At 59.5% G+C, this 26,053-nt stretch carries 27 protein-coding genes, 1 tRNA gene and 1 riboswitch; of the genes, 19 read left to right on the top strand and 9 right to left on the bottom strand.

Going from position 1 to position 26,053, the window contains the following annotated elements; translation table 11 throughout:
* Positions 1-8 precede the first annotated feature (8 nt).
* The 3 genes from PSJ8397_RS08500 (at position 9) to PSJ8397_RS08490 (ending at position 3,086) form a co-directional block, all read left to right on the top strand.
* Positions 9-740, top strand: a complete 732-nt coding sequence (locus tag PSJ8397_RS08500) for an O-methyltransferase (RefSeq protein WP_085864140.1) — start codon at positions 9-11, stop codon at positions 738-740.
* Between the two features lie 255 nt (positions 741-995).
* Complete coding sequence (locus tag PSJ8397_RS08495) at positions 996-2,057, top strand: AraC family transcriptional regulator (protein WP_159453113.1); 1,062 nt, start codon at positions 996-998, stop codon at positions 2,055-2,057.
* A 63-nt stretch (positions 2,058-2,120) separates the two neighbouring features.
* A complete protein-coding gene (locus tag PSJ8397_RS08490; RefSeq protein ID WP_085864138.1) occupies positions 2,121-3,086 on the top strand; it encodes an alpha/beta hydrolase in 966 nt (321 codons plus the stop codon).
* Positions 3,087-3,210: 124 nt separating this feature from the next.
* Here the strand turns inward: PSJ8397_RS08490 and PSJ8397_RS08485 are convergent, their stop codons facing one another.
* A complete protein-coding gene (locus PSJ8397_RS08485) occupies positions 3,211-3,774 on the bottom strand; it encodes a TetR/AcrR family transcriptional regulator (RefSeq protein WP_159453112.1) in 564 nt (187 codons plus the stop codon).
* Between the two features lie 328 nt (positions 3,775-4,102).
* Between PSJ8397_RS08485 and PSJ8397_RS08480 the strand changes: the two genes are divergently transcribed.
* Positions 4,103-4,642, top strand: coding sequence for a hypothetical protein (locus PSJ8397_RS08480; protein ID WP_085864136.1), 540 nt, complete (start codon positions 4,103-4,105; stop codon positions 4,640-4,642).
* 27 nt (positions 4,643-4,669) lie between these two features.
* Positions 4,670-5,323: an SGNH/GDSL hydrolase family protein gene (locus PSJ8397_RS08475; protein WP_159453111.1), complete on the top strand. Its 654-nt coding sequence runs from the start codon at positions 4,670-4,672 to the stop codon at positions 5,321-5,323.
* Positions 5,324-5,529: 206 nt separating this feature from the next.
* Here the strand turns inward: PSJ8397_RS08475 and PSJ8397_RS08470 are convergent.
* Positions 5,530-5,605: transfer RNA gene (locus PSJ8397_RS08470), tRNA-Lys, on the bottom strand.
* An 86-nt stretch (positions 5,606-5,691) separates the two neighbouring features.
* Here PSJ8397_RS08470 and dapF point away from each other — a divergent pair.
* From dapF to PSJ8397_RS08435, 8 genes are all read left to right on the top strand, one after another.
* On the top strand, positions 5,692-6,516 hold the full coding sequence (dapF, locus tag PSJ8397_RS08465; protein ID WP_085864134.1) for a diaminopimelate epimerase: 825 nt from the start codon (positions 5,692-5,694) through the stop codon (positions 6,514-6,516).
* Positions 6,513-7,775, top strand: coding sequence for a tRNA (N(6)-L-threonylcarbamoyladenosine(37)-C(2))-methylthiotransferase MtaB (mtaB, locus tag PSJ8397_RS08460; RefSeq protein WP_085864133.1), 1,263 nt, complete (start codon positions 6,513-6,515; stop codon positions 7,773-7,775). Before dapF ends, mtaB begins: the two co-directional genes overlap by 4 nt.
* A gap of 24 nt (positions 7,776-7,799) precedes the next feature.
* Positions 7,800-8,435, top strand: a complete 636-nt coding sequence (locus tag PSJ8397_RS08455) for a glutathione S-transferase (protein ID WP_085864132.1) — start codon at positions 7,800-7,802, stop codon at positions 8,433-8,435.
* On the top strand, positions 8,432-8,557 hold the full coding sequence (locus PSJ8397_RS17355; protein WP_268794665.1) for a hypothetical protein: 126 nt from the start codon (positions 8,432-8,434) through the stop codon (positions 8,555-8,557). Before PSJ8397_RS08455 ends, PSJ8397_RS17355 begins: the two co-directional genes overlap by 4 nt.
* Before the next feature lie 4 nt (positions 8,558-8,561).
* Positions 8,562-9,164: a glutathione S-transferase gene (locus PSJ8397_RS08450; RefSeq protein WP_085864131.1), complete on the top strand. Its 603-nt coding sequence runs from the start codon at positions 8,562-8,564 to the stop codon at positions 9,162-9,164.
* Between the two features lie 150 nt (positions 9,165-9,314).
* Positions 9,315-9,878, top strand: coding sequence for a ubiquinol-cytochrome c reductase iron-sulfur subunit (gene petA / locus PSJ8397_RS08445; protein ID WP_085864130.1), 564 nt, complete (start codon positions 9,315-9,317; stop codon positions 9,876-9,878).
* A gap of 12 nt (positions 9,879-9,890) precedes the next feature.
* On the top strand, positions 9,891-11,234 hold the full coding sequence (locus PSJ8397_RS08440) for a cytochrome b (protein ID WP_085864129.1): 1,344 nt from the start codon (positions 9,891-9,893) through the stop codon (positions 11,232-11,234).
* A gap of 16 nt (positions 11,235-11,250) precedes the next feature.
* Positions 11,251-12,108 carry a cytochrome c1 gene (locus tag PSJ8397_RS08435; protein WP_085864128.1) on the top strand — a complete coding sequence of 286 codons (858 nt, stop codon included), beginning with the start codon at positions 11,251-11,253 and terminating at the stop codon, positions 12,106-12,108.
* A 51-nt stretch (positions 12,109-12,159) separates the two neighbouring features.
* Here PSJ8397_RS08435 and PSJ8397_RS08430 read toward each other — a convergent pair whose 3' ends face one another.
* From PSJ8397_RS08430 to PSJ8397_RS08420, 3 genes are read right to left on the bottom strand one after another with little or no spacing between them, the layout of a single operon-like run.
* Positions 12,160-12,852, bottom strand: coding sequence for a thiamine ABC transporter ATP-binding protein (locus tag PSJ8397_RS08430; RefSeq protein ID WP_085864127.1), 693 nt, complete (start codon positions 12,850-12,852; stop codon positions 12,160-12,162).
* On the bottom strand, positions 12,839-14,335 hold the full coding sequence (locus tag PSJ8397_RS08425) for an ABC transporter permease family protein (RefSeq protein ID WP_085864126.1): 1,497 nt from the start codon (positions 14,333-14,335) through the stop codon (positions 12,839-12,841). Before PSJ8397_RS08425 ends, PSJ8397_RS08430 begins: the two co-directional genes overlap by 14 nt.
* The gene (locus tag PSJ8397_RS08420; RefSeq protein WP_085864125.1) at positions 14,311-15,297 is read right to left on the bottom strand and encodes a thiamine ABC transporter substrate-binding protein; all 987 of its coding nucleotides are present in this window, start codon (positions 15,295-15,297) and stop codon (positions 14,311-14,313) included. Before PSJ8397_RS08420 ends, PSJ8397_RS08425 begins: the two co-directional genes overlap by 25 nt.
* 43 nt (positions 15,298-15,340) lie before the next feature.
* Positions 15,341-15,445: riboswitch (TPP riboswitch) on the bottom strand.
* Positions 15,446-15,517: 72 nt separating this feature from the next.
* Between PSJ8397_RS08420 and aroC the strand changes: the two genes are divergently transcribed.
* Positions 15,518-16,621, top strand: coding sequence for a chorismate synthase (gene aroC, locus PSJ8397_RS08415; RefSeq protein ID WP_085864124.1), 1,104 nt, complete (start codon positions 15,518-15,520; stop codon positions 16,619-16,621).
* Here aroC and PSJ8397_RS08410 read toward each other — a convergent pair.
* The 3 genes from PSJ8397_RS08410 to PSJ8397_RS08400 all read right to left on the bottom strand — a co-directional run bounded on the left by PSJ8397_RS08410 (position 16,618) and on the right by PSJ8397_RS08400 (position 19,501).
* Positions 16,618-17,484, bottom strand: coding sequence for a DMT family transporter (locus PSJ8397_RS08410; protein WP_085864307.1), 867 nt, complete (start codon positions 17,482-17,484; stop codon positions 16,618-16,620). The two genes, aroC and PSJ8397_RS08410, sit on opposite strands and share 4 nt — an antisense overlap.
* Positions 17,485-17,568: 84 nt before the next feature.
* Entirely contained in the window at positions 17,569-17,859 is a 291-nt protein-coding gene (locus tag PSJ8397_RS08405; RefSeq protein WP_085864123.1) for an HU family DNA-binding protein, read from the bottom strand.
* A gap of 163 nt (positions 17,860-18,022) precedes the next feature.
* Positions 18,023-19,501 carry an AMP nucleosidase gene (locus tag PSJ8397_RS08400; RefSeq protein WP_085864122.1) on the bottom strand — a complete coding sequence of 493 codons (1,479 nt, stop codon included), beginning with the start codon at positions 19,499-19,501 and terminating at the stop codon, positions 18,023-18,025.
* A 189-nt stretch (positions 19,502-19,690) separates the two neighbouring features.
* Here PSJ8397_RS08400 and PSJ8397_RS08395 point away from each other — a divergent pair, with 189 nt between their 5' ends.
* From PSJ8397_RS08395 to PSJ8397_RS08375, 5 genes are all read left to right on the top strand, one after another.
* Positions 19,691-20,674, top strand: a complete 984-nt coding sequence (locus PSJ8397_RS08395; protein WP_085864121.1) for a DNA topoisomerase IB — start codon at positions 19,691-19,693, stop codon at positions 20,672-20,674.
* A 74-nt stretch (positions 20,675-20,748) separates the two neighbouring features.
* Entirely contained in the window at positions 20,749-21,504 is a 756-nt protein-coding gene (locus tag PSJ8397_RS08390) for a class II aldolase and adducin N-terminal domain-containing protein (protein ID WP_085864120.1), read from the top strand.
* Between the two features lie 101 nt (positions 21,505-21,605).
* Entirely contained in the window at positions 21,606-22,769 is a 1,164-nt protein-coding gene (locus PSJ8397_RS08385) for an acyl-CoA dehydrogenase family protein (protein ID WP_085864119.1), read from the top strand.
* Positions 22,766-24,781 (top strand): acetate--CoA ligase family protein, encoded by a 2,016-nt coding sequence (locus PSJ8397_RS08380; protein ID WP_085864118.1) that lies wholly within the window; start codon positions 22,766-22,768, stop codon positions 24,779-24,781. Before PSJ8397_RS08385 ends, PSJ8397_RS08380 begins: the two co-directional genes overlap by 4 nt.
* Positions 24,774-25,556: a carnitinyl-CoA dehydratase gene (locus tag PSJ8397_RS08375; protein WP_085864117.1), complete on the top strand. Its 783-nt coding sequence runs from the start codon at positions 24,774-24,776 to the stop codon at positions 25,554-25,556. Before PSJ8397_RS08380 ends, PSJ8397_RS08375 begins: the two co-directional genes overlap by 8 nt.
* Here the strand turns inward: PSJ8397_RS08375 and aroQ are convergent.
* Complete coding sequence (aroQ, locus tag PSJ8397_RS08370) at positions 25,553-25,984, bottom strand: type II 3-dehydroquinate dehydratase (protein WP_085864116.1); 432 nt, start codon at positions 25,982-25,984, stop codon at positions 25,553-25,555. The genes PSJ8397_RS08375 and aroQ overlap by 4 nt on opposite strands.
* Positions 25,985-26,053 lie beyond the last annotated feature (69 nt).

Raw genomic sequence — 26,053 nt, 5'->3', positions numbered from 1 at the left:
GGCCGCCCATGCCGATCCGGATTGAGACACTCAAAACCACAGACGCAAGCAAAGCGGCCGACATTTTCGCCCGCTACCCAGACGAACAGCCTGATTTTGATGCCCAGTGCCGCCCTTTGTTTGGCGCGATTGAGGGTGCAATCGCGGCCACGGATGGTCTGGGGCATATGCCGCTTTGGTCCGAATACACCAACGTGAAGAACTACGGCCGCAAACCGATGGGGGCCAATCCTCAACGTCGCATGAATGATGTGCGCACCAAGGCAAACTTTTGCAGGTTTTACGCGTGGCTCGCCGCGACCCTTGCCCCCGATGCGATTATTGAGGTCGGCGCCGCCTTCGGGGCCAGTGGGATGTATTGGCTGGCAGGGCTAAAGCTGGCCGACACCGGCACGCTCTACAGCTTTGAACCCAACGCAGACTGGCATCCCATTGCGAAGGAAAACTTCGATCTGATCGCCCCGCGCCACGTTCTGACCCTCGGCACGTTTGAGGACACCGCAGACCGCATCAAAGCCCCGGCCTCCATCGTTCTGATCGACGCCATTCACACGCGGGACTTCGTGACGGCCCAACTGGACCTCGCACGCCAGCACGCAAAATCCGGCGCACTCATCCTGTTTGACGACATCAATTTCTCAGATGAGATGGCCGCCTGCTGGGCAGACATTCAGGCCTCAAACGAATGGGCAGGCGTCTGGCAACTTGGCGCACGCGTTGGCGTCATTGAACTACCGTAACCCCACCATGTTCGAACGGTAAGGCGTCAGCTGGCGTCGCTGGACCATAAGGGTACAGGTTTTGAAACGACAGCATTCGCACTGCTGCAACCGGCCTATACTGCACGGTCATATCGCCTTTTCGTTGCTTCGGGCGTAGAAATTCGGCACCCGTTATTTGGCGTATAAAGTAAGTGAAATGGCATGAACGGGAGTAGGCTCGTTTCACAAGACAGGCTAACCTACGCCCTGTTTGACTTTACTCAAGGCTCTCCCGTGTCCGATCCGAACAATCCCAAAATCCATGTCGGCAAGGCCGCATCGGTGCTGATTGACGAACTTGGGATCGATCCTCTGACCATCCTGAAACGGGCCGATCTTCCGTCGGGGCTGTTGCAAGGCGACGGCAGCCGGATATCTTTGGACGCGTATTACCGACTTCTGACGGCTGTGACCGACGAAGCCGATGATCCGCATCTTGCGCTGAAGTTGGGCGATGCAAGCGGGATCGACTATTTTGATCCCGCCTTCTTTGCCGCGATGTGTTCGCCGAATATGAATGTCGCGGCGCAGCGTATGGCGGACTACAAGCGGCGGGTCAGCCCGTTCCGACTTGATGTGCGCACGGGGGATCGCGACACGACAATCGTCTTTCGCGCAGCGGGCGGCCATGCCCTTCATCCGACGCAGTCTTTGACCGAAATCGTTTTTCTAGTGAATTTCATGCGACGTGCCACACGCCAGCGGATCGTGCCAAACTCCGTCGCCTTTCCATTCAACCCACCGGACCTCGCGGCTTATGAGGCGCATTTCGGATGTGTCATTTTACGCAAATCGGCGGCAACCGTCACAGTGCACGCTCAGGATGCGGCCCTGCCCTTCGTGACACATAACGACGAAATATGGGCGCTTTTTGAACCTCAACTGCGCAGGGATAGCCCGATATCCCGCAAGTCCCCGCTAACGACGCGCGCGCGTGTTGCCCATTGCCTAAACGAATTTTTGCCGAGCGGACGGGCGAGTGTCGAAGATGTCGCGCGCGAACTTGCGATGAGCAAACGCACCCTACAGCGACGGCTGGCTGAGGACGGCACAACTTGGCTCGAAGCGCTGAACGACGCGCGTGAAGCCCTTGCCAAGCACTACCTTACAACAACTGACTTCGGCGCAACGCAGATCAGTTTTCTGCTGGGCTTCGAAGATCCCAACTCGTTCTACCGCGCCTTCAGACGATGGGAGGGCGCATCGCCAGAACACTGGCGCAACCAGACACGGATGCAGCCCCATAAATCGGGAATTGGCACTGACGGCGGGCACATTGGCACATCGCGCGAGTGAGAAACCGCCACATCCTTTCTAGATTTGCCCCTAGCAAATTCACATGACAGGAGCATCCCCACCATGACCCGCCTCAGACGCGCAATGTATCACAAGGACTTGCAGTCAGCTTATTTCGCGGGGCGGATCGTGACGTGGATCGCCAGGCGGAACTGGGGCCTGCGCATGATGCAACGGTTTGGGATGAAGCCCATGGTTGGCAATCAAATCAAAGGTCTGGCCAATGACGAAATCTTCATTCCAAGCGTCCCGACGCCCGGCCATAAAATTCGCGCCCGCGTCTACAAACCCAAAGGCGTGACAGGCCCTCTGCCTGCAATGATCTATGCCCATGGCGGCGGTTATCAGGTTGGCGTGCCGGAACAAGCGCATCCTTTCTTTCAGGACCTCATCGCGCGACGCGATGTCGTTATCGTGGCGCCGGCCTACCGTCTCTCACTGGACGGTCACCCATATCCGCATGGCTTGAACGATTGCTTCGATACCTTGATGTATATGAAGGACAACGCGGCTGATCTGGGCATCCGAGATGATGCGTTCATTGTCGGCGGGCATAGCGGCGGCGGCGGCATGGCGGCGGCTTTGACACTCAAGACCCTCGACGCCAAAGCGGCCCACATCGCGTTTCAGATGCCAATCTATCCGATGCTTGACCATCGCATGGAAACCAAATCGGGCCGTGAAATGATCGGAAGCGCTGTATGGGACCGTCGCTCCAACGCTTTGGCGTGGACTAATTACTTAGGCCATCTGAACGGAAACGTTCCGGATCACGCATCACCAGCATTGCGCGAAGACCTGACAGGGCACCCACCGACCATCAGCTTTGTCGGTGACATGGAACCTTTCAAAGATGAGACGATCGCCTACATCAATGCATTGGACCGTGCCGGTGTACCGACGAAATTCAAACTCTACGAAGGTGGTTTTCACGGGTTCGAAACTGTTGCACCCAAGGCACCGATCTCAAAGGATGCAATGGCCTTTCAGGCCGACGCATTCGCTGAGTACTATGACACCTATTTGTAAACCGACCGAAGGTTGACGGGGCACGCTTTGGCAATTCGGCTAAACAGTCGCGCCTGGGAAAGCTGCATAGAATTCCAGAGTCTCATGGTCACCCATCGGGGATCGGATGCGCCTTGCGTGACAGCTATCTAGGCCGACTGAACACGGACAATGCGAAGCCCAGCATTTCACGAATGCGCGCCGGGTCCTCGCCAGAGGCCCGTTGGGTGATGGCAAGCGCGATTTGCTCGCTGAGGTATTTTGCGCCAGCTTGGATTGACAAGTCGTCGGTCCAGTCTCCGGTATCACGACAGGACTGCAAGAAAGCTAAGTATGCGGCCTGCGCCGCCGCGTCGAGTTCCTCCACCCGCGCCCGTGTTTCCGGCCCAAGACGGTGCTTGCCCGTCCGCATTTTGTAAAAGAGGCAGCCGGTTTCCATGCGCGGGTCAACACAGGCAAAGTCGACAAGACCGTCAAGCGTGCCGCGCAGCCCCCGTCCGCCGTTCAGTATCTCGAAGATGTCCGCAACCACACCCTCTGCATAGCTGTCGAGAGCCGCGCGCATCAGTCCGTCCTCGTTGCCAAATGTGCGGTACAGCGAGGGTTTGGAGATGCCCGCCATCTGGCAAATCGCGTTGACCGACACATCCGCAGGGTCGGTGCGCCAATAGGCTGTCATGGCGACATCCAGCACGTCGTCGGAATTCATTTTCCGCGGTCGACCGCGCGCGGGTTTGGGAGAGTCATCATTCATTTTGTTACTGGGTGGTATTTTTATCTTGACGAAGTGTATTTCTTATTCGTACCACTCAGTAACAAATCGTGCAAGCGGGGGGGCTCCATGCCAAAGACGCAAAGAACGGGTGTCAGCACTGCGGCCAGAAGTGAGGGCAGGCGGATCTCCAAGCCCTGCCACCTAGAGGACTGGACAGGCGCCATCGCGCACCTGACCCCAGAGTAAACCCGCCCCGTTCGGCGACCTCAATCTTAACCGGAACCTGCTAATTTACATCCCAACAGAAAGAACGCCTCCGCCTATGTCTAATACCCTGATCTCAACCCTGGGCCTCTTGCTTTGTATTGCTCCGGCCTTTGTTCATGCCGTCGAAGTCTACCGCCCACTTTGGGCCCGTTGGGTGGTCAACTGGGTTCTGCCGTTTTTCGGGCCCGGTTTGCCGCGCCCGTCCAAGCTGCTGACCCATGATGACGAAATCGCCATGCTGGACGCCGCAATCGCAGCCGCGCCCGCAGACAAGACCCCAGCAGGCGCCAACTATATTTTCGTGATGCTGTTCGAACAACGTCAGGGCGCACTGGCCTTTATTTCTCTGGCCGCTGGCATCCTCTATGGGCTGACGTTGCCATTGGCTGATCGCCATACCTTGCATGTCATACTCGGGATCATGGCAGCCCTCTTTGTGCTGGTGAACGCCAATCATGCCGGTCTTTCGGGGCTGGGGCATCATCCCAGAGTGACACGGCACGGCCGCAATGTGGGCATCGTCTTTGGCACGTTTTGGGGTGTCGTCACAGTCCTGAACTACTTTGGGTACGCCGCCGCAACCGCAGCAGCGTAGGCCCCAACACCAAGACCGGAGGACATTGTGTTTTTGAGAAGCATCCTCACCTGCCTCTCTCTCATCTTGCCGTCACATGGTGCGGCGCAATCCATAATTGCGGTCGGTGACAGCATTCTGGCGTGGAATGAAGACGCATCCATTCCAGCAATTCTGTCACGCGAATTGAACCGTCCGGTGGAGAACAGGGCTGTTTCTGGCGCAGAGGTCAGCACCGGGTTCTGGGGCGGATTGCGGGGCTTTGATATCCGCAAGCAACTTGGAGCCGACCGGCCCGATATTCTGGTTATGACAGGTGGTGGGAATGACCTTGGGGAAGCGTGCGGGTGCGCGCAGACATGCGCGCAAGAGGTTGAGGTATTGATAACCGAGAGCGGTGGCGGAGAACTTGGTCAGTTCCTGAACGACGTCACCACCGATGGCACGCATGTCGTCTTTCTTGGCTATGCAAAACCACCCGTTGGGGGAAACGAATTCAGCGGGTGTGTGCCCTATTTCGAAACCTTGGCAACGCGGGTGGCCCAGATCCCGAATGTGACCTTCTTGTCCGTCGATGAGGTTATCGATCCGATGGATATCTCATTCTATGATGAGGATCGAATCCACCCCTCCCTCAAGGGATCCGCAACAATCGCGCGCCTTCTGGCCGATACAATAGCGACAGTCCAGACGACCCCATAGTCGGCCTGACTATAGCATGTCTCCGAAAGGGGCAGAACCTGCGCACGTCCAAGACAAACATCAAACGAAAACGACCCTGGCCAAAGCATTGGATGACCCGGCGCATCTCGGATCGCGCTACAGGCCACCTCCCAATGAAATCTGGCGAACGTCAAAACTGGTCATGGCAGCCTCGACACCCAAATGTCGTTCAACGAGAGGGAAAGTGGTGAGCCGTGTTGGGTTCGAACCAACGACCTACTGATTAAAAGTCAGTTGCTCTACCAACTGAGCTAACGGCCCACTGGCGCTGCATTTAGAAACCACAGCCCAGACCGTCAACCCCAAATCAGACCAATGCTCTGGATTCATTTTCGCGCCTCCCCTATATGCCGCCCATGACACAAGACCCCAATACCGGCGTGCCCTTTATGAAAATGCATGGGCTTGGCAATGATTTCGTCGTCATTGACGAACGCGATGGGGTAAAGCGCGTGTCAAACAGCCTTGTTATGGCGATGGCGGACCGTCATCGCGGCGTGGGGTATGACCAATTGGCGGTGCTGGGCGCGACCGACCAGGCCGATGTGCACCTGACCTTTTACAATTCCGACGGCAGCACTTCGGGCGCCTGCGGCAATGCGACACGCTGCATCGCACGGCACCTGATGGGGGAATCAGGACAGTCCTCGCTGACGCTTACAACGGATCACGGCACGCTCTACGCACAAGACGCGGGCGATGGCCTGACCTCGATCAACATGGGTCCGCCGCAACTCGATTGGCGCGACATTCCGCTGGCCCGCGACGTGGACATCGACGCCCTGCCGATTGACGGCGCCCCGCTGGCCACCGGCATGGGCAACCCCCACTGCACCTTCTTTGTCGACAACGCCGACGCGGTTGATCTGGACACGCGCGGCGCGGCCATCGAACATCACCCGCTCTACCCGCAACGCACCAACGTGCAATTCGCCCATGTGGTGGGTGAAAACCACCTGCGTATGCGGGTGTGGGAACGCGGCGTGGGTGTCACGCTGGCCTCCGGCTCCTCCTCCTGCGCCACGGCAGTGGCCGCCCAACGCAAAGGTCTGACAGGCCGCACCGTGCGCATCGATCTGGACGGCGGCACGATTCACATCGATTGGCGCGACGATGGCGTCTGGATGACCGGCCCCACTGCCCATGTCTTCACTGGCGTCTGGCACCCATGAACGCCCCGAAATTCACCACCCTCGGCTGTCGCCTGAATGCCTACGAAACCGAAGCCATGAAAGAACTGGCCGAGGCCGCAGGCGTGCGTGATGCCATGGTCGTCAACACCTGCGCCGTCACCGCAGAGGCCGTGCGCAAGGCCAAAAAAGAAATCCGCAAACTGCGCCGCGAAAACCCCGACGCGCCCCTGATCGTCACAGGATGCGCCGCACAGACAGAACCTGAGACATTCATCTCGATGCCGGAGGTGACCAAGGTCATCGGGAACACCGAAAAGATGCAGGCCTCGACCTGGGCCGGCATGGCGCCAGATCTCATCGGCACCACGGAACCCGTGCAAGTCGACGACATCATGTCGGTGACCGAAACCGCAGGCCACCTGATCGACGGCTTCGGCACGCGGTCCCGCGCCTATGTGCAGGTCCAAAACGGCTGCGACCACCGCTGCACGTTTTGCATCATCCCCTACGGCCGCGGCAACTCCCGTTCCGTGCCTGCGGGCGTCGTTGTCGACCAAATCAAACGGCTGGTGGACAAAGGATACAACGAGGTCGTCTTGACCGGCGTTGATCTGACGTCTTGGGGTGCCGATCTGCCCGCCGCGCCAAAGCTCGGCGATCTGGTGATGCGCATCCTAAAACTGGTGCCCGACCTGCCGCGCCTGCGGATCAGCAGCATCGACAGCATTGAGGTCGACGAAAACCTTATGCAGGCCATCGCCACGGAACCCCGCCTCATGCCGCATCTGCATCTCAGCCTCCAACACGGCGACGACCTGATCCTCAAACGCATGAAACGTCGTCACCTGCGCGATGACGCCATCCGCTTTTCCGAAGACGCCCGCAAACTCCGCCCCGACATGACCTTCGGCGCCGACATCATCGCGGGCTTCCCGACCGAGACTGAGGCGCATTTCGAAAACTCCCTTAAACTCGTCGAGGATTGCGCCCTGACATGGCTGCACGTTTTCCCCTACTCCCCGCGCCAAGGCACGCCCGCAGCCCGCATGCCCGCCGTGAATGGCAAAGACATCAAAGCCCGCGCCGCCCGCCTGCGCGCCGCCGGTGACGCCGCCGTGGCTGAACATTTGACCGTCCAACAGGGCCGCACGCACCAGATCCTCATGGAAAACCCCCGCATGGGCCGCACGGAACAGTTCACCGAAGTCACCTTCGACAGCGACCAACCTGAATCCCAGATCGTCACCGCCAGAATCACCGGCCAGACGGACACGCAGCTTCTGGCTTCATCTGACTAGAAAAACTCCCCCCGGAGGGCCGATATGCCGCACACGCCCATCCTCTATAGTTTCCGCCGCTGCCCCTACGCCATGCGCGCCCGTCTCGCGTTGGCCAGCAGCGGCCAGCAGGTCCAGTTGCGTGAAATCGTCCTGCGCGACAAACCACAAGCGATGCTCGATGCATCGCCCAAAGGCACAGTGCCCGTTCTCATCACCGAAAAGGGCGTCATCGACGAATCCCTCGACATCATGCACTGGGCGCTTCGTCGCAATGACCCCGAAGGTCTGATCAACGCGATGCCCGATGAGATCGCGGCCCTCATTCAGCTCAACGATGGCCCATTCAAAACCGCCCTCGATCAAACCAAATACGCCGTCCGCTATCCAGATCTGGACGCCCAGCAAAGCCGCGCCAAGGCGGCAGAGTTCATCGCAAAACTGGACACTATCTTGAACGGTCAGCCATGGTTGGGCGGGGATCGCGCAGGTCTGGCTGATCTGGCAATCCTCCCCTTCGTTCGCCAGTTCGCCCATACCGATCTGGACTGGTGGACCGCCCAGCCATTTGAACACGCGCAACGCTGGCTCGCCGCGTTCAAAGCGTCAGACCGCTTCGCCGCGATCATGACGAAATACACCCCTTGGAAAGACGGTGACGACGTGGTCCTGTTCCCTTGAAGGACCGAGCCCATGCACCCAAACCCGACGTGGCGCGCCTCGCCGCCGACGGGATAGAAACCTCTGGCATCGGAACAGACACAGCAACCCTCGCCGCCCTCATGCGCACCCCACCGGAGTAATCCCATGCACCTGATCATGTCGCCCCCCTCTCCCTACGCCCGCAAAGCCCGCATCATGCTGCGCGAAACGGGTCTGATTGACCGCGTGGAGGAGGTACAGGTCACCTCAAGCCCATTGAAATCGGCCGCTGAAATCCTTGCCGCGAATCCCACCGGTAAAATTCCCGCCCTCGTGCGGGCCGATGGTCCCGCCCTCTACGACAGCCGCGTGATTACGCGGTATCTGGACGATCAGGCAGACGCGGGGCTGTATCCTTCGCACGCCCTCTATGAGGTTTTGACGCTTGAGGCGACGGCAGATGCCATCATGGATGCCACCGTCGGCATGGTCTATGAAACGCGCCTGCGTCCCGAAGCCCAGCAAAGCCCCGAATGGCTTGAGGCGCAGTGGGGCAAAGCAGACCGCGCGATAGCTGCCATTAATGCCCGATGGATGTCGCACCTAACAGGCCCGCTGAACGCCGCACAAATCGCCGTCGCCTGTGCCTTGTCTTATGTCGACTTTCGCCATGGTCACCGCAACTGGCAGGCCGGAAATGACGCGCTCGCCAAATGGCATGGGGAATTTGCCGCACGTCCCTCCATGATTGATACCGATCCGGCCTAGGGGCCAATCGCCGCAGTCTGCAAGTCTGCCCTCAATCATACTGGACCTATTAGGGTCTTGCCGCTAAGTAGCCCGCTGAAAGGACTCCATTTTTGGGGTCCTTGACCTATTTCGCAGGGCATTCCGCCCACCAACTTCGGAGATGGACACGTGTCAAACCCAGAAGACCATCAAGGCACACGCCGCGATTTCATCTACTACGCGACAGCGGGTGCAGGTGCAGTCGTCACAGGCGCAGCGGTCTGGCCGCTCGTCAACCAAATGAACCCTTCCGCCGACGTTCTGGCGCTTGCATCGATTCGCGTTGACGTCAGCGCAATTGATCCCGGCACGCAGATGACGGTTTTGTTCCAAGGTAAGCCGGTGTTCATTCGACGCCGCACCGAGGAAGAAATCGCAGAAGCCCGCGCCGTAGACGTCGCAGACCTCATCGACCGTGAGGCAAACAACGCCAACCTCGCTGACAGCGATCCGGCGACAGACGAAAACCGCGCACTGGACGAAGCGGGCGAATGGCTCGTGCAATCCGGCGTCTGCACCCACCTTGGCTGTGTGCCAGTTGGTGACGGCGCAGGCGAATTTGGCGGTTGGTTCTGCCCTTGCCACGGGTCGCACTACGACACCGCTGGGCGCATCCGCAAAGGCCCCGCACCCCGCAACCTGCCCATCCCCGAAGCGTCCTTCGTGGACGAAACAACCATTCAACTCGGTTAAGGAGAACGACCTATGTCCGGAATTCCCCACGACCATTACGAGCCCAAGTCAAACGGCGAAAAGTGGCTGCACAGCCGCCTGCCGATCCTGGGTCTCGCCTATGACACACTGATGATCCCCACGCCCAAGAACCTGAACTGGATGTGGATCTGGGGCATCGTGCTGACATTCACACTGTTCCTGCAGATCATCACCGGCGTTGTGCTGGTCATGCACTACACCCCACACGTCGATCTGGCCTTCGCTTCTGTCGAACACATCATGCGCGACGTAAACGGTGGCCACATGATCCGCTACTTCCACATGAACGGTGCATCGCTGTTCTTCGTGGCCGTCTATGCCCACATGTTCCGCTCCCTCTACTACGGGTCCTACAAAGCCCCGCGTGAGGTGACATGGATCATCGGTATGCTGATCTTCCTGTTGATGATGGGCACTGCCTTTATGGGTTATGTGCTGCCATGGGGTCAGATGTCCTTCCACGGGACAGCCGTGATCACCGGCCTCTTTGGTGCTGTGCCGTTCGTGGGTGAAAGCCTGCAGACATGGCTCTTGGGCGCGTCCGCTGTGGGCCAGCCCGCGCTGAACCGCTTCTTCTCGCTGCACTATCTGCTGCCGTTTGTGATCCTTGGCCTCGTCATCGTTCACATCTGGGCCTTCCACACCACGGGCAACAACAACCCAACCGGCGTCGAAGTGCGCCGCACATCCAAAGCAGACGCCGAGAAAGACACGCTGCCCTTCTGGCCCTACTTCGTGATCAAGGACCTGTTCGCGCTGGCCGTGATCCTCGCTGTGTTCATGGCTGTGGTCGGCTTCATGCCCAACTACCTTGGCCACCCCGACAACTACATCGAGGCGAACCCACTGGCGACGCCAGCGCACATCGTGCCCGAATGGTACTTCTTGCCATTCTACGCGATCCTGCGGGCCTTCGATAACACCGTCTGGGTTGTGATCATTGCCGAGTGGGTGTCCTTCGGCATCATCGACGCAAAGTTCTTCGGCGTGTTGGCCATGTTCGGTGCGATCGTTGTTATGGCTCTGGCCCCATGGCTCGACACATCGTCGGTGCGCTCCGGTCGGTATCGGCCGATGTTCAAGTGGTGGTTTGCCATCCTCGTCGTGGACTTCATCGTCCTGATGTGGGTCGGCGCAATGCCAGCCGAAGGCATCTACCCGATCATAGCCTTGATTGGTTCGACGTACTGGTTCGCCTATTTCCTCGTAATCCTGCCGCTGCTGGGCGTCATCGAAAAGCCGACGACTCCCCCCGCCACGATCGAGGACGACTTCAACGCCCACTACGGCTCCAAGGCTGCGTCCGGTGATACCGTCGCAACCCCGGCCGAGTGAGAAAGGACAAAGACTGATGTTCCGTAAACTCACCCTCACTGCAGCCGTCGCCCTCGGCATGGCTGCAGGCACGGCCCACGCCGCAGGCGACAGCGAAGTCATCAACTACGACTTCTCGTTCGAAGGTCCATTCGGCTCCTACGACACGAACCAGCTGCAGCGCGGTCTGCAAGTCTACACTGAGATTTGCTCCGCGTGTCACGGCCTCAAATTCGTGGCCTTCCGCAACCTGTCTGACGAAGGCGGCCCCATGCTGCCCGAAGATCAGATGCGGGCCTACGCGGAATTCTACGAAGTGTTCGACCCACTTCTGTTTGATGGCGAAGGCGACTTCCGCCCCGCGACACCTGCCGACAAGTTCCCCGAAAGCTCTCTCAGCAACGCACCTGACCTCAGCCTTATGGCCAAAGCGCGCGCTGGCTTCCACGGCCCCTACGGCACTGGGATCAGCCAGTTTGTGAACGGCATGGGCGGCCCTGAATACATCACCTCCCTGTTGACCGGCTACGCAGACGAACCCGAATGCGCCGCCAACATGGAAATCCCGATGGACGGCTACTACAACACCGCATTCGCGGCTGGTGGCTACCCTGAGGAATGCACCTACGAAGACGGCTCCCACAAGTATCCGGGCAGCTGGATTTCCATGGCGCCCCCTCTTTATGGGGATGACGTGTTCTACGAAGATGGCGCAGCCACTGATCTGGAAAGCGTGTCGATGGACGTCGCAGCCTTCCTGATGTGGACAGCAGAACCGAAAATGATGGCCCGCAAACAGGCTGGCCTGACAGGCGTCATCTTCCTGACGGTGCTGTCGGTGCTGCTGTACCTGACAAACAAGCGCATCTGGGCGCCGCATAAAAAGAAAGACTAAATGTCTTTCGACCTCAAAACGAAGGCCCGCCAATCTGGCGGGCCTTTTGCGTTATAACAGGCTGAAATAATCCCGCATTTCATCCGGTGGATCCGTCAGGAAGGTTTGCGTGGGCACAGGCGGCAACGCCCGGCCCGGCACCACACCGATCACCGCATCGGCAATCCGCCCCGCGTCTGCCGGATCATGGGTGATCATCACCACGGTCCGTCCTTGTGCCAGCGACACCGACAAATCCAGCATCTCATCCTTCAAGGCGGGCCCCAGCGCCGAAAACGGCTCGTCCATCAACACCACAGGGCGGTCCTGCAACAACGCCCGTGCCAACGCCACGCGGCTCTGCTGTCCTCCCGAAAGACCAGCGGGCTTACGATCCGATAGCCCTGACAACCCCACATGGTCCAACATCTCTTCGACCCTGTCCCGCACATCCCGCGCGGGACGCAAACGCGGGCCAAGTGCAAGGGCAACGTTTTGCATCACTGTCAGATGGGGAAACAGGTTGTTGTCCTGAAACAGCATTGAAACAGGCCGGTGCTGCGGCGCAGCCCGCGTCACGTCGCGGCCCTGAACCCGCGTCCGCCCCGCGACTTGCGGCACAAATCCCGCAACCCCATGCAACAGGGTCGATTTGCCCGCACCCGACGGCCCGATGACAGCTGTCACACCCCCCTCAGACACCGCGAAATCAGCGGACACTATGAACGATCCTTGCTGAAACACCGCACCTTCAAACGTCAGCATTCACGCGCCCTCCTCGGTCAAACACCCAAAACAGGGCCAACGAAACCGCAACCAGCACCAGCGCCGCCGCATAGGCTGCCCCCATCTGATACCGGCCCATCAATTCATACATCGCCAAAGGCAACGTGCCCTGACCGGGCCTTGAGAACAACGTGATCACCCCAAGGTCCCCCATCGCCAAGGCCGCCGTCAGGCCCGCCGAAAACCCCATCGGGCGCCTCAGCCGTGGCAAATAGGCGATCCGCCACAACGCCCAGCCGCGCAATCCCAGCGACGCCCCCAAACGTCCGTAATCCGCCTTCGCCCCCTCAACGCCTGTCCGCAAAATACGCAGCACGAACGGCAAGGACATCAACACATTCACCAACAAAGTCACCGGAAGCGCGACAGAAGAGGGCCGCACGTAGGGTTGCAACAGAATGAACAAACCGGTCCCCAAAACCAGACCGGACACCGAAATCCCCAACAGCGATGCCGCCTCCCCCGCGCGGGTCGCCAAGGGCAAAGCCAACATCATCGTCAACACAACGGCACCCAAGGAAATCGCCACGGATCGTCCTGTCGCGGCCCAGATGCTGCCCGGCAAATCACCTAACCCGGGCACGCCTGCAATCACCAGCGCGCACAGCGGGGCCAACAAAAACAACGCGGCCGCCCCGATCCACATCGCGTCCATCACCCGCGATCCGTCCCACCGGCGCACCACACGGTCCAGACCAGCGCCCAGCATATCCCCCCGTGCGAGGAACAGCGCCACGAGCCCCGCCCCCAGCCCCAACGCCAGTTGCACAACAGCCAAGGACGCAGCCTTCGAAAGGTCAAAATCAAACTTGAACGCCTGATAAATGGCCAGCTCCACCGTCGTCGCACGCGGCCCGCCACCCAACGTCAACGCCACCGCAAAGGACCCCAGACAGATCACAAAAATCACCGCAAAAGCGCCCGGCACAATGCGTTTCAACATCGGCCATTCCAACAGCCAAAACACAGGCGCACCCAAGGATGCCGCGACCTGAAACCTCTCTGACGGGATGGCAAGCCAGCCTTGCAGGATCAGGCGCACCGCCAAGGGCAGGTTGAAAAACACATGTGCCAAAATCACGCCATGGGCCCCGTAAACATCCAGCCGCGGCAGGCCCAATGGACCCAACACCGCGTTCAGAAACCCGCGCCCGCCAAACACCGAGATCAGGCCCAACACCGCCACAACCACCGGCAAAATGAACGGCGCACCCATGATTGAAATAAGGGCCCCACGGCCCCAAAACTGACGTCGCGCCAAAGCCCGCGCCACAGGCACCGCCAATCCGACACTGATCGCTGCGGACCAGAACGCCTGCCACACGGTAAACTGCAGCGCGTCCAGATCAGCGGTAGACAGGGCGGTGAATCCACCGCCCCGCCACAACACAGCTGCAACGGGGCCTACGACCAGCCCCGCAACAAAAAGTGCTGCGATTACTGAGACAGCGCGCTGCGCCATGCCTCAATCGCAGTGTCGCGTAGGGCCGCGGCCTCATCCTCGGAATAGAACAAAACCGTTTCAGGCATCGGCAGCTCCTGGAACCCTTCGGGCCACTTGTCTTCCTCCAGTGCGGCGGGGAAGGACCAGTTCGTCGTCGGGATCATCGTCTGGAAGTCTTCCGTCAGAATGAATGCCATGAACTGATCGGCCAGATCTTCGTTGTCGGTGCCTGCCAGCTTTGCAGCCGTCTCAACCATGAAATAATGGCCTTCCTCAAAGATAGCGGCAGACTTCGTCAGGTCTTCTTCTGCAATGATGTGATAGGCAGGCGACGTGGTATAGGACAGCACAACATCCGCTTCCCCATCAGTGAACAGGCCATAGCTTTCAGACCAGCCCTGCGTCACCGTCACAATTTTCGGCGCCATACGGGCCCAGGCGGCCTCGGCCTCATCGCCGTAAACTGCATTCACCCACAGCACCAACGCCAGACCAGAGATCGAAGACCGCGGATCCTGGATCACAATACGCACATCATCCGGCGCATCCAGCAGAGCCTCAAAACTGTCGAAACCGTCAAGTTTGGTGTTGTCGTAGATGAAGGCCGTATGCCCGTAGTTGAACGGCAGGAATGTATCGTCAGTCCACTCCAACGGCAGGGTCAGGGGCGACAGGTCCAGCCCGTGCGGCGAGAACAAGCCGCTTTCGCGTGCGCGCTTGCTGACATCGGAGTTAAAGCCAATGGCAACGTCCGCTTCGGTGGCCTCACCTTCAAGCAACAGACGCGGCAGCAGGTCGCCGGTCTGATACACCAGATCACAGCCGCAACGTTCCTCGAACGCGGCCTCAATCGACGGGCCGGGGCCCCATTCGGATCCGAAATAATCGGGGGCGTAAACTGTCAACGTGTTCGCATGGCCGTCTGCATGGGCAGCCGTAGCAGCAAACAGTCCTGCGACAGTGAGTAGGGTCTTTTTCATCGGTTCTTTCCTCTCAATGCGCCGAACGGTGGGGGCATTGGGTATCAGAACCCGTTACCTTCCCTCCGCCGGTCTTAACCGGTTCAGGTTCAACGGGTCCGCCACTGTGGCATCTCAGCTTCATAACAAAGCCCCCCGAGGTACGCCGGAACGTAAGCGGCGCGGACAGGCTTGGCAAGGGCGCACAGCGCGGCTATCCACACGCCAAAGGAGCCTTCACATGTCGATGAACAGCTACGGACACCTCTTCCGCGTGACCACATGGGGCGAAAGCCACGGGCCCGCCTTGGGCGCGACAGTGGATGGCTGCCCCCCCGGCGTCGCGCTGACGGCCCCGATGTTGCAACACTGGCTCGACAAACGCCGCCCCGGCGTGTCCAAGATGACAACCCAGCGGAATGAACCCGATGCGGTCGAAATCCTGTCCGGTGTGTTTGAGGACACGACCACCGGCACCCCCATCCAGCTGATGATCCGCAACACCGATCAGCGTTCGAAAGACTACGGCGATATCGCCAATACCTTCCGCCCCGGCCACGCCGACATCACCTATCACCAGAAATACGGGATCCGTGATTATCGTGGCGGCGGGCGCAGTTCAGCCCGCGAAACCGCGGCCCGCGTGGCCGCAGGGGGCGTCGCGCGTGAGGCGATCAAAGCCATCGCACCTGGCGTGCAAATCAAAGGCTACATGGTGCAGATGGGCGAAAAACACATCGACCGGGACCGCTTCGATTGGAACGCGATTGATGGCAACGATTTCTGGTGCCCCGATGCGGGCGCTGTGGACGATTGGACAGATTACCTCAACTGGCTGCGCAAGGATGATCATAACTCCGTTGGCGCGATGATTGAGGTCGTGGCCCGCAACGTACCCTCAGGCATCGGCGCCCCCGTTTATGCCAAATTAGACACTGATTTGGCCGCCGCCATGATGTCCATCAATGCCGTCAAAGGCGTCGAAGTGGGTGAAGGCATGGCCGCCGCAGGCCTCACAGGCCGGGCCAACGCGGATGAGATTTTCATGGGTCCGAACGGGCCAGAATATTCCAGCAACCATGCAGGCGGCATCCTGGGCGGCATCAGCACCGGCCAGGACATCGTCGTGCGCTTTGCCGTCAAACCCACGTCATCCATCCTGTCCCCCCGAAAATCCATCCGCATGGACGGCACCCCGACCGAGGTCGTGACCAAAGGCCGCCACGACCCCTGCGTCGGCATCCGCGCCGTTCCCGTGGGTGAGGCGATGATGGCCGCCGTGATCCTTGATCACATCCTGCTGGATCGTGGCCAAACCGGCGGGGTACGGGGGCAGATCGGCTAGGCCTTCTGTTTGCTCAGCTGCACCGCCAGAATGCCGACCGTGATGATCAGCACGCCGACGATATCAAGCGATCCCAGCTCCTCACCCAGCAGCACCGCCGCGATGCTGACCCCGAAAAATGGTGTGAGGAAGTGAAAGACAGCCGCAGGCGTCGCCCCGATCCGGTCCACCAGCAAAAACCAGATCAACGTCGCAATCACGCCTGGAAAGATCAGCGTGTACAAGAACGCAACGCCCAGCTGCCACGTCAGATCGACGGTAAACGTCTCAAACACAACAGCTGGCACCGCCAACGCCGCCGCCCCCACAAACATCTGCAAGCCCACGATCATCAGGAAATTTCCGCCCGATGAGGCCCCCCGCATCATCAACGTCGCCACAGTCAGCGAGATGACAGAAATCACGCACAGGCCCACCCCGAACACATCAACCTCGCCCTGTAGTCGCGCCCCCATGATCAGCGCCACACCCACCATGCCAGCGGCCAATCCCGCGATGCCCAATGGGGGCAACCGTTCCCCCAAAAAGGCCCAGGTGGCCAGCGCCACCAACAATGGCATCGTCGACGCGATGATCGACGCCAAAGAGGCCTCTACCGTTTGCATCGCCACGAAATTCAGACCCAAATACAGCGCATTCTGGCACAATCCGAACACCACAACGGCCGCCCATTGGCCCCGTGTCAAATGCCACGATTGGCCCAGCGCCCGCGCGATCACGACAGCGATGATCCCCGAACACAAAAACCGGAATGTCAGCGCATAAAGCGGCGGGGCATATTGCACGATCACCCGTGCAGAGGTGAACGCCGACGCCCAGATGATGCCAAACACCACGCCCATCAAAATCGCTTTGCCGTCAATCTTCATGCCTGCCTCCGCCACGAAAAAGGGCCGCCCCTGAACTCAATCACAGGGCGACCCTCTAACATGTGAAAGATGGGAACGTTAGCCGTTCACGCTGTCCTTCAGTGCCTTCGCGATTGTCATTTTGACAACCTTGTCGGCTTCTTTCTTGATCTGCTCACCGGTGGCAGGGTTGCGCACCATACGCTCGGGGCGCTCACGGCAGTAGATTTTGCCAACGCCAGGCAGGGTCACAGCGCCGCCTGCGGATACTTCGTCAGTGATCAGACCGGTGATCGCGTCCAGTGCTGCGGATGCAGATTTCTTATCTGTGTCCATTTTTTCGGCCAATGCAGCAACCAGCTGCGTTTTGGTCATTGGTTTCGTCGCCATTGTTCATCTCCTCGTTTGCCCCTTTGGCTGGGGCTTATTGCTCAGTCAGTAAACTGTATGTGCCTATGTTCCACAACTGTTTGTGCACCATTACAAGGGAAAAACCGCATATTGTGGGCGTTTTTCACACTTTCCCCCGAGTCAAAGGGGCACAAACAGCCGATCAAAGGAACGCGGTCTCCTCAAATGACCGCAATTTCCGGCTGTGAATCCGCTCAAGCGGCATATCCCGCAGCTTCTCCATCGCACGAATTCCAATCATCAAATGCCGCGACACCTGGGTTTTGTAGAAATCAGACGCCATGCCGGGCAGCTTCAATTCACCATGGAGCGGTTTGTCAGATACACACAACAACGTCCCATAAGGCACGCGGAACCGGAACCCGTTGGCCGCGATCGTTGCACTTTCCATGTCCAACCCGATGGCCCGCGATTGCGACAGCCGCTGCACCGGCCCGTCTTGGTCGCGCAATTCCCAGTTGCGGTTGTCGATCGTGGCGACGGTGCCCGTCCGCATGATCCGCTTCAACTCAAACCCTTCCAATTCGGTGACACTCGCCACCGCCTCTTCCAAAGCGATCTGAATTTCAGCCAGCGCGGGGATCGGCATCCACACGGGCAGATCATCATCCAACACATGGTCTTCACGCAGATAGCCATGCGCCAGAACAAAATCACCCAACCGCTGTGAATTCCGCAAACCCGCGCAATGGCCCACCATCAGCCACGCATGGGGCCGCAGCACCGCAATATGATCGGTTGCCGTCTTGGCGTTGGATGGCCCAACCCCGATGTTCACCAACGTGATCCCCGATCCGTCTTCGCGGCACAGATGATACGTCGGCATCTGCGGCATCTTTTCTGGCTGGGTCACCGCCTCCGCCGCGCTGGTGATGACCTGATTGCCCGTAGACACAAACGACGTATAGCCACTGTCAGGGTCCATCAACATCTTGCGGGCGTAAGCCTCAAACTCTTCCACATAAAACTGGTAGTTCGTGAACAGAACGTGGTTCTGGAAATGCTCTGCCTTGGTGGCGGTGTAATGCTGCAACCGCGCCAGGGAATAATCGATCCGCTGGGCGGTAAAAGGCGCCAAAGGGCTGGACCCGTCGGCATGCAAAAACCCCATGCCATTGACGATATCGTCGTTGGTCGTGGCCAGATCGGGCACATCAAACACATCGCGTAAGGTGAACTGCAAGGTGCCCTCCTGTGGCACCTCCACCTCACCAGACACCGCAAAATGAACAGGCATGGGCGTGGCCGACACACCAATCAACACCGGTTCATCGTGGTTTTCGATCAACAGACCGATCTGCTGGGTCAAATAGCCTTCGAACAAATCTGGCCGCGTGATGGTCGTGGAATAGACGCCCGGCCCTGCAACATGTCCAAACGACAGGCGCGAATCTGTTTGCGCAAAGGTCGACGTCCTGATGCGGATTTCGGGGTAGAACGCGCGAAACCGTGTGTCCGGCCGCGCGCCTGTCACGTTGTCCGCAAAGGTCTGCGTCAAAAAATCCACCGCGATCTGGTACAACTCCTGCAAGCGGGCAACCGCGGCCTTGGGGTCGCGGAATTCCTCTGCTGCGGGCACATCAGGGGACACCACAGGCAAGTGGGCTTCAAACGGTGTCATGGGCGGACCTCCCTTTTCATGGTGCTGGACAGGATAAATACAAAAAACGCCGCAGGGCAAACTGCGGCGGATCGGACGGTGTGAAAAGTGCGTAACATGCACTCTCATGCCCCAGACATAAGGGGCACGCAAGACCCAGAACAGCCATCTCATGCCGGAACCCTCGCCCAAACGCCGCGTTACCCCCACATGACGCAGGCGCCAGATCTCATTCATTATGCCGACGACCAACCCGGCATCCGTCGTGAAAGACGAGGGCGCGGGTTCAGCTACATCGCGCCGGACGGCACCCGCATCAACTGCGCGCGCGAACGCAAACGGATCAACGCCCTCGCCGTGCCCCCCGCCTATGAAAACGTCTGGATCAGCCCAAAGGTGAATGGCCACCTGCAGGCCACAGGCCGTGACGTGCGACAGCGCAAGCAATATCGCTACCACGCAGATTGGACGGCCTTTCGCGCGCTCACAAAATTCGATGCACTGGCCGATTTCGGGGCTATGCTGCCGCGGATCCGGCGCCGCGTGCGGCGCGACCTGAAAGAAGACGTGGGCACCAAAGACTACGCAATTGCCGCCCTTCTGGCCCTGCTGGATCGGGCGGCCATTCGTGTCGGCACGGCCGATTATGCCGCAGAGAACGGCACCTACGGCGCGACGACCCTCAAACCCCGCCACCTTAATCTGAAAGACGGCGAAATTCGTCTCTCCTACACTGGAAAAGGCGGCAAAAAGATCCGCAAGCGACTGCGCGATCAAACGTTGAACCGTGCCCTCAACCGTCTGCAAGACCTTCCGGGAGCGGAACTCGTCTCGTGGGTCGATGATACCGGTGCCGCCCACAGCATCACCGCCGACGCCATCAACGCCACGCTTTATGACATCACCGACGACGACCGCCTGACCGCCAAAACCTTTCGCACATGGGCGGGCACGGTCGCCGCATTTGATGTCGCCCTGCGCGACCCTGACCTCACGATCAAATCCATGGCAGACGCCGCCGCAAGCCGCCTCGCCAACACACCCACCATCGCACGAAACAGCTACATCCACCCTGACGTCATCGCGCTGACCGATATGCCAGCCGAGGATCGCGCCGCGCTTATCGATCCGTCAAACACCACAGCCGACCTGCGTCAGTCAGAAACTGCGCTCCTTCATCTGCTGTCGCGCTGATGACCTGCCGTGACGCGCACAGACTTGTCACAGCCCCGATGACCTGACAGCCTATCCGCCAAGGGAGGTCCGGGATGACAGTCACACACACGCGACCAAATATGGATCACTGGCAGGATCGCGTCGATCTGGCCGCCGCCTTTCGATGGACGGCGCGGCTGAACATGCACGAAGGCGTCGCCAACCATTTCAGCCTCGCCATCAATGACGACGGTACACGATTCCTGATGAACCCCAACCAGATGCACTTCAGCCGGATCAAAGCCTCCGACATGATTGTGGTCGACGCCAACGATCCCGAAACCCTGTCCGGCCCCAACGCCCCCGATCCCACCGCATGGGGCCTGCACGGCGGCATCCACCGCCACTGCCCCCACGCCCGCTGCGCCATGCATGTCCATTCCATCCACGCGACCGTTCTGGCCAGCCTTGCCGACAGCCGTCTGCCCCCGATCGACCAGAACTGCGCGACCTTTTTCAACCGCTACGTGATTGATGACAGCTACGGCGGCCTCGCGTTTGAGGAAGAGGGCGAACGCTGCGCCGCCCTCCTGATCGATCCAAAGAAGAAGGTCATGATCATGGGCAACCACGGCATCATGATCATCGGGACATCGGTCGCAGAGACCTTCAACCGTCTCTATTATTTCGAACGCGCCGCCGAAACCTACATCCGCGCCCTGCAAACTGGCCAACCCTTGCGCGTCATTCCCGATGACATCGCAGAAAAAACCGCGCAAGAACTCGAAGACTATCCAGACCAAGACGAACGCCACCTCTCCGAACTCAAGGCAATCTTGGATGAAGAAGGGTCAACCTATGCCAGCTAAACGGTTCCACGACGACCTTACCGTTTGGACAAGCACCCGTCGTCCGGGGTGAAAACAGGCTCTAACCCAGCCTCTTTTTCCCTTTTTGAACGGACTCCAGCATGACGACCTACGGCCTGACAGACGAACACACCATGATCGCGGACACCGTCCGCAGCTTTGTTGAAAACGAAATCTACCCCCACGAAGATCTCGTTGAACGCACCGGAGAGGTCCCCCCGGACCTTGCCCAGCAGATCAAACAAAAGACCATCGACCTTGGCTTTTACGCCTGTAATTTCCCTGAAAGTGCAGGGGGCGCGGGCCTCAATCATGTTGAATTTTCGCTCGTCGAACGTGAACTCGGGCGCGGGTCGATGGCGCTGACGCACTTTTTCGGGCGGCCCCAAAACATCCTCATGGCCTGCGAAGGCGAACAGATCGAACGCTACCGCGACCCGGCCATTCGAGGGGAGAGGATGGACGCGCTGGCGATGACAGAGCCAGGTGCCGGGTCCGACGTGCGGGGGATGAAATGCACCGCCGTGCGCGATGGGGGCGATTGGGTCCTCAACGGCACCAAGCACTTCATCTCCGGCGCGGATCACGCCGATTTTCTCATCGTCTTTGTTGCAACGGGCGAAGATGACACCCCCCGTGGCCCCAAAAAGCGCATCACAACCTTCCTAGTTGATCGCGGCCACCCCGGCTTCACGATCCGCGACGGCTACAAATCCGTCAGTCACCGCGGCTACAAGAATATGATCCTCGATTTTGACGATTGCCGCCTGCCTGACGGGGCTGTCCTGGGAGAGGTCGACGGCGGGTTCGCTGTCATGAACGAATGGCTTTATGCCACGCGGATCACCGTCGCCGCGATGTCCGTGGGCCGCGCGCGCCGCGTGTTTGATTACGCGCTGGACTATGCCGCCGAACGCGAACAGTTCGGTCAAAAGATCGGTAAGTTTCAGGGCGTCAGCTTTCAGCTGGCCGACATGATCACCGAAATCGACGCCGCCGATTTGCTCACCCTCGCCTGCGCGGACCGCCTCGATAAAGGCCTGCCCGCCAATCGTGAAATCGCCAGCGCGAAACTCTTCGCCTCTGAATGTCTGGCCCGCGTCACGGACGCCGCCATCCAGATCCACGGCGGCATGGGCCTGATGGATGATTACCCCCTTGAACGGTTCTGGCGCGACGCGCGCGTTGAACGCATCTGGGACGGCACATCCGAAATCCAGCGTCACATCATCAGCCGCGAATTGCTGCGGGCTTTGGGCGCATGAGAACGGATTTATCGAGACTGTTTCGCCCCAAAAGCATCGCGGTCATCGGCGGTGGTGCGTGGTGCAAATCCGTGACCGAACAACTGATCAAATCCGAATTCGCAGGCGATATCTGGCCCGTCCACCCCCGCGCCGAAGACATCTGCGGCCTGCCCGCCTATCCCACCGCGATTGATTTGCCCGGCGTGCCCGACGCCACCTTCGTAGGTATCAACAAAGAGGCGACCATCGGCGCCGTTGAACGTCTCGGGCGCATGGGGGCAGGCGGCGCTGTCTGTTTCGCAAGCGGATTTGGCGAAACAAATGACGGACACGACGCCAATGCCCGCCTTCTCAAAGCGGCACAAAACATGCCGATTTTGGGTCCGAACTGCTATGGCATGATCAACGCCCTCGACGGGGCATCGCTTTGGCCCGATCAACATGGCTGCCGACCCGTGGACACCGGCGTCGCCATCCTAACGCAAAGCTCCAACATCGCGATCAACCTGACCATGCAGAAACGCGGCCTGCCCATCGGGTATGTGATCACATGCGGAAATCAGGCCCAGCTTACGATGGCAAACGCCGCCCACGCCCTTCTGGATGATCCGCGCGTCACCGCCATCGGGTTCCACATCGAAGGCTTCAAAGACCTTCCGGGGTGGCAATCGTTGGCCCGTGCCGCAGCGGCCAAAAACATCCCCCTCGTCGCCCTCAAGGTCGGCGCCTCGGCAGAGGCACAGGCCGCAACAGTGTCACATACCGCGTCCCTTGCAGGCAGTGATGCTGGCGCTGCGGCCGTTCTCGACCATCTGGGCATTGCCCGTGTGCACGACCTGCCGACGTTCATCGAAACCCTCAAACTTCTGCACTGCACGGGGCCTTTAACATCGACCAAAATCGCCTCGGTCAGCTGTTCGGGGGGTGAGGCCAGCCTGATCGCCGACATGGCGGACCCGACGCCCCTGACCTTTCCGCCCTTGAACGACCGCCAGAAAACCGACCTCGCCACAGCCCTCGGCCCCAAGGTCGCACTGGCCAATCCGCTGGATTATCATACCTATATTTGGCGCGACACAGATGCGATGACACAGGCGTTTTCCGCAATAATAGACCCTGAAATTGCGCTGACGTTCCTCATCGTCGATTTCCCGCGCGCGGATATCTGCGACCCGTCCGATTGGGAGTGTGTGATCAAGGCCGCGATCCGCACAAAGGCCGAGACCGGCGGCACAATCGCCATGGTGTCTACCCTGCCTGAACTTATGCCCGAAGATGTAGCCGCGACTTTGATGACGGGCGGCATCATTCCTATGAACGGAGTGTCAGAAGCCTTGGGCGCGGTCACCGCCGCCCAGCACCGCCTGCCATCGCCCTTGGACATCATCGATCCGACCCCCAACACCGACGCCCCCGTGCTGACGGAGGCGGCCGCCAAAGCGGCTCTGAACACCCACGGCATGCCAGTTCCCCAAACATGGGACGGCGATTTAGACACCATTCTTGCCCAAACGCGAACGATTGCCGGCCCATTCGTGCTGAAGACCACCGGCCTCAGTCACAAAAGTGACGCAGGTGGCGTGGTGCTCAACCTCCGAACAGAAGACGACATTCGCACGGCTGCCTCGAAGATGGGGTCGCAGACTTTACTGCTCGAAACCATGATCACCGATCCAATCGCAGAGCTTTTGGTGGGCGTGATCAAAGACCCTGCCCATGGATTTGTCCTCACCTTGGGCGCGGGCGGCATATACACCGAACTCCTCCAAGACACTGCCTCTTGTCTTGTCCCCGCGACGCGGGACCGCATAAAGCAGTGTCTAACACAGCTGAAAACCTATCCGCGATTGATCGGCTATCGCAACAGTCCCGCTGCCAACATCGAGAGCCTGATCGATACCATCGACGCGGTCCAAAACTTTGTGATCACACATCAGAACACGATTGAAGAGGTTGAGATTAATCCCCTCATCGTCACCCCCTCTTCCGCCATCGCCGCAGACGCCCTCATAAGGAAACGCCATGACTAGCCCGATCACCACACGCCGCGAGGGGGCCATCCTCGAAATCACGCTGGACCGCCCCAAAGCCAATGCGATCGATCTCGCGACATCACGCATCATGGGGGAGATCTTCGCAAGCTTTCGTGATGATCCGGACCTGCGCGTCGCGATCCTGACCGGCGCGGGCGAGAAATTCTTTTGCCCGGGCTGGGATCTCAAGGCGGCGGCAGACGGCGATGCGGTCGATGGCGACTACGGCGTCGGCGGGTTCGGCGGATTGCAAGAATTGCGCGACATGAACAAACCTGTCATCGCGGCTGTCAATGGCATCGCCTGCGGTGGGGGCCTTGAACTCGCGCTCAGCGCGGACATCATCCTCGCCGCCGATCACGCCACGTTCGCGCTGCCTGAAATCCGCTCCGGCACCGTGGCCGATGCGGCGTCTGTCAAGCTCCCCAAACGCATCCCCTACCACATCGCGATGGAACTGCTGCTGACAGGTCGGTGGTTTGACACGACCGAGGCGCTGAACTGGGGCCTCATCAACCACGTCCACCCCGCCGCCGATCTGATGAACCAAGCCTGGGATATGGCGCGGCTTTTGGCCTCCGGTCCGCCCCTCGTCTACGCCGCCATCAAAGAGGTCGTGCGCGACGCCGAAGACAGCAAATTTCAAGACGCCATGAATCGCATCACCAACAGACAGCTCGCCACCGTGGATCGTCTCTATTCCAGCGAAGATCAACTCGAAGGGGCACGCGCCTTTGCGGAAAAACGCGATCCGGTGTGGAAAGGCCGCTAAAGGCGGCTGACCACGTCACGCAGGGCAATTTGATACCCCTCAACGCCCTGCCCAATCACCGACGCATCGGCACGATAGGCCACGTAGGAATGGTGCCGGAATTCTTCGCGGGCATGTATGTCCGAGATATGGATTTCCACCACAGGCCCCTCAAACACGTTCAACGCATCCAAAATCGCCACAGACGTATGCGTATAGGCGCCCGGATTGATCACAATCCCCGCCATATCGCCGCGCGCCTCCTGGATCCAGGTGACCAGCTCGCCCTCATAATTGGATTGCTTGCACACAACGCCCACGCCCAACTCAGCGCCCAGCGCCTGCGCATCCCGTTCCACATCGGCCAGTGTCGTATGCCCGTAAACCTCGGGCTGGCGGGTGCCCAACATGTTCAGGTTCGGGCCATTCAAAAGCAAAATCTGTTTCATACAGACGACTTAATGCGATCCGCGCCCATCAAACAACCCGCCTTGCCGTGCGATCACACCTTGCACCCC

This window comes from Pseudooctadecabacter jejudonensis, assembly GCF_900172275.1.
Taxonomy (GTDB): Bacteria; Pseudomonadota; Alphaproteobacteria; order Rhodobacterales; family Rhodobacteraceae; genus Octadecabacter; species Octadecabacter jejudonensis.
This window is presented reverse-complemented; position numbering and strand designations above follow the sequence as displayed.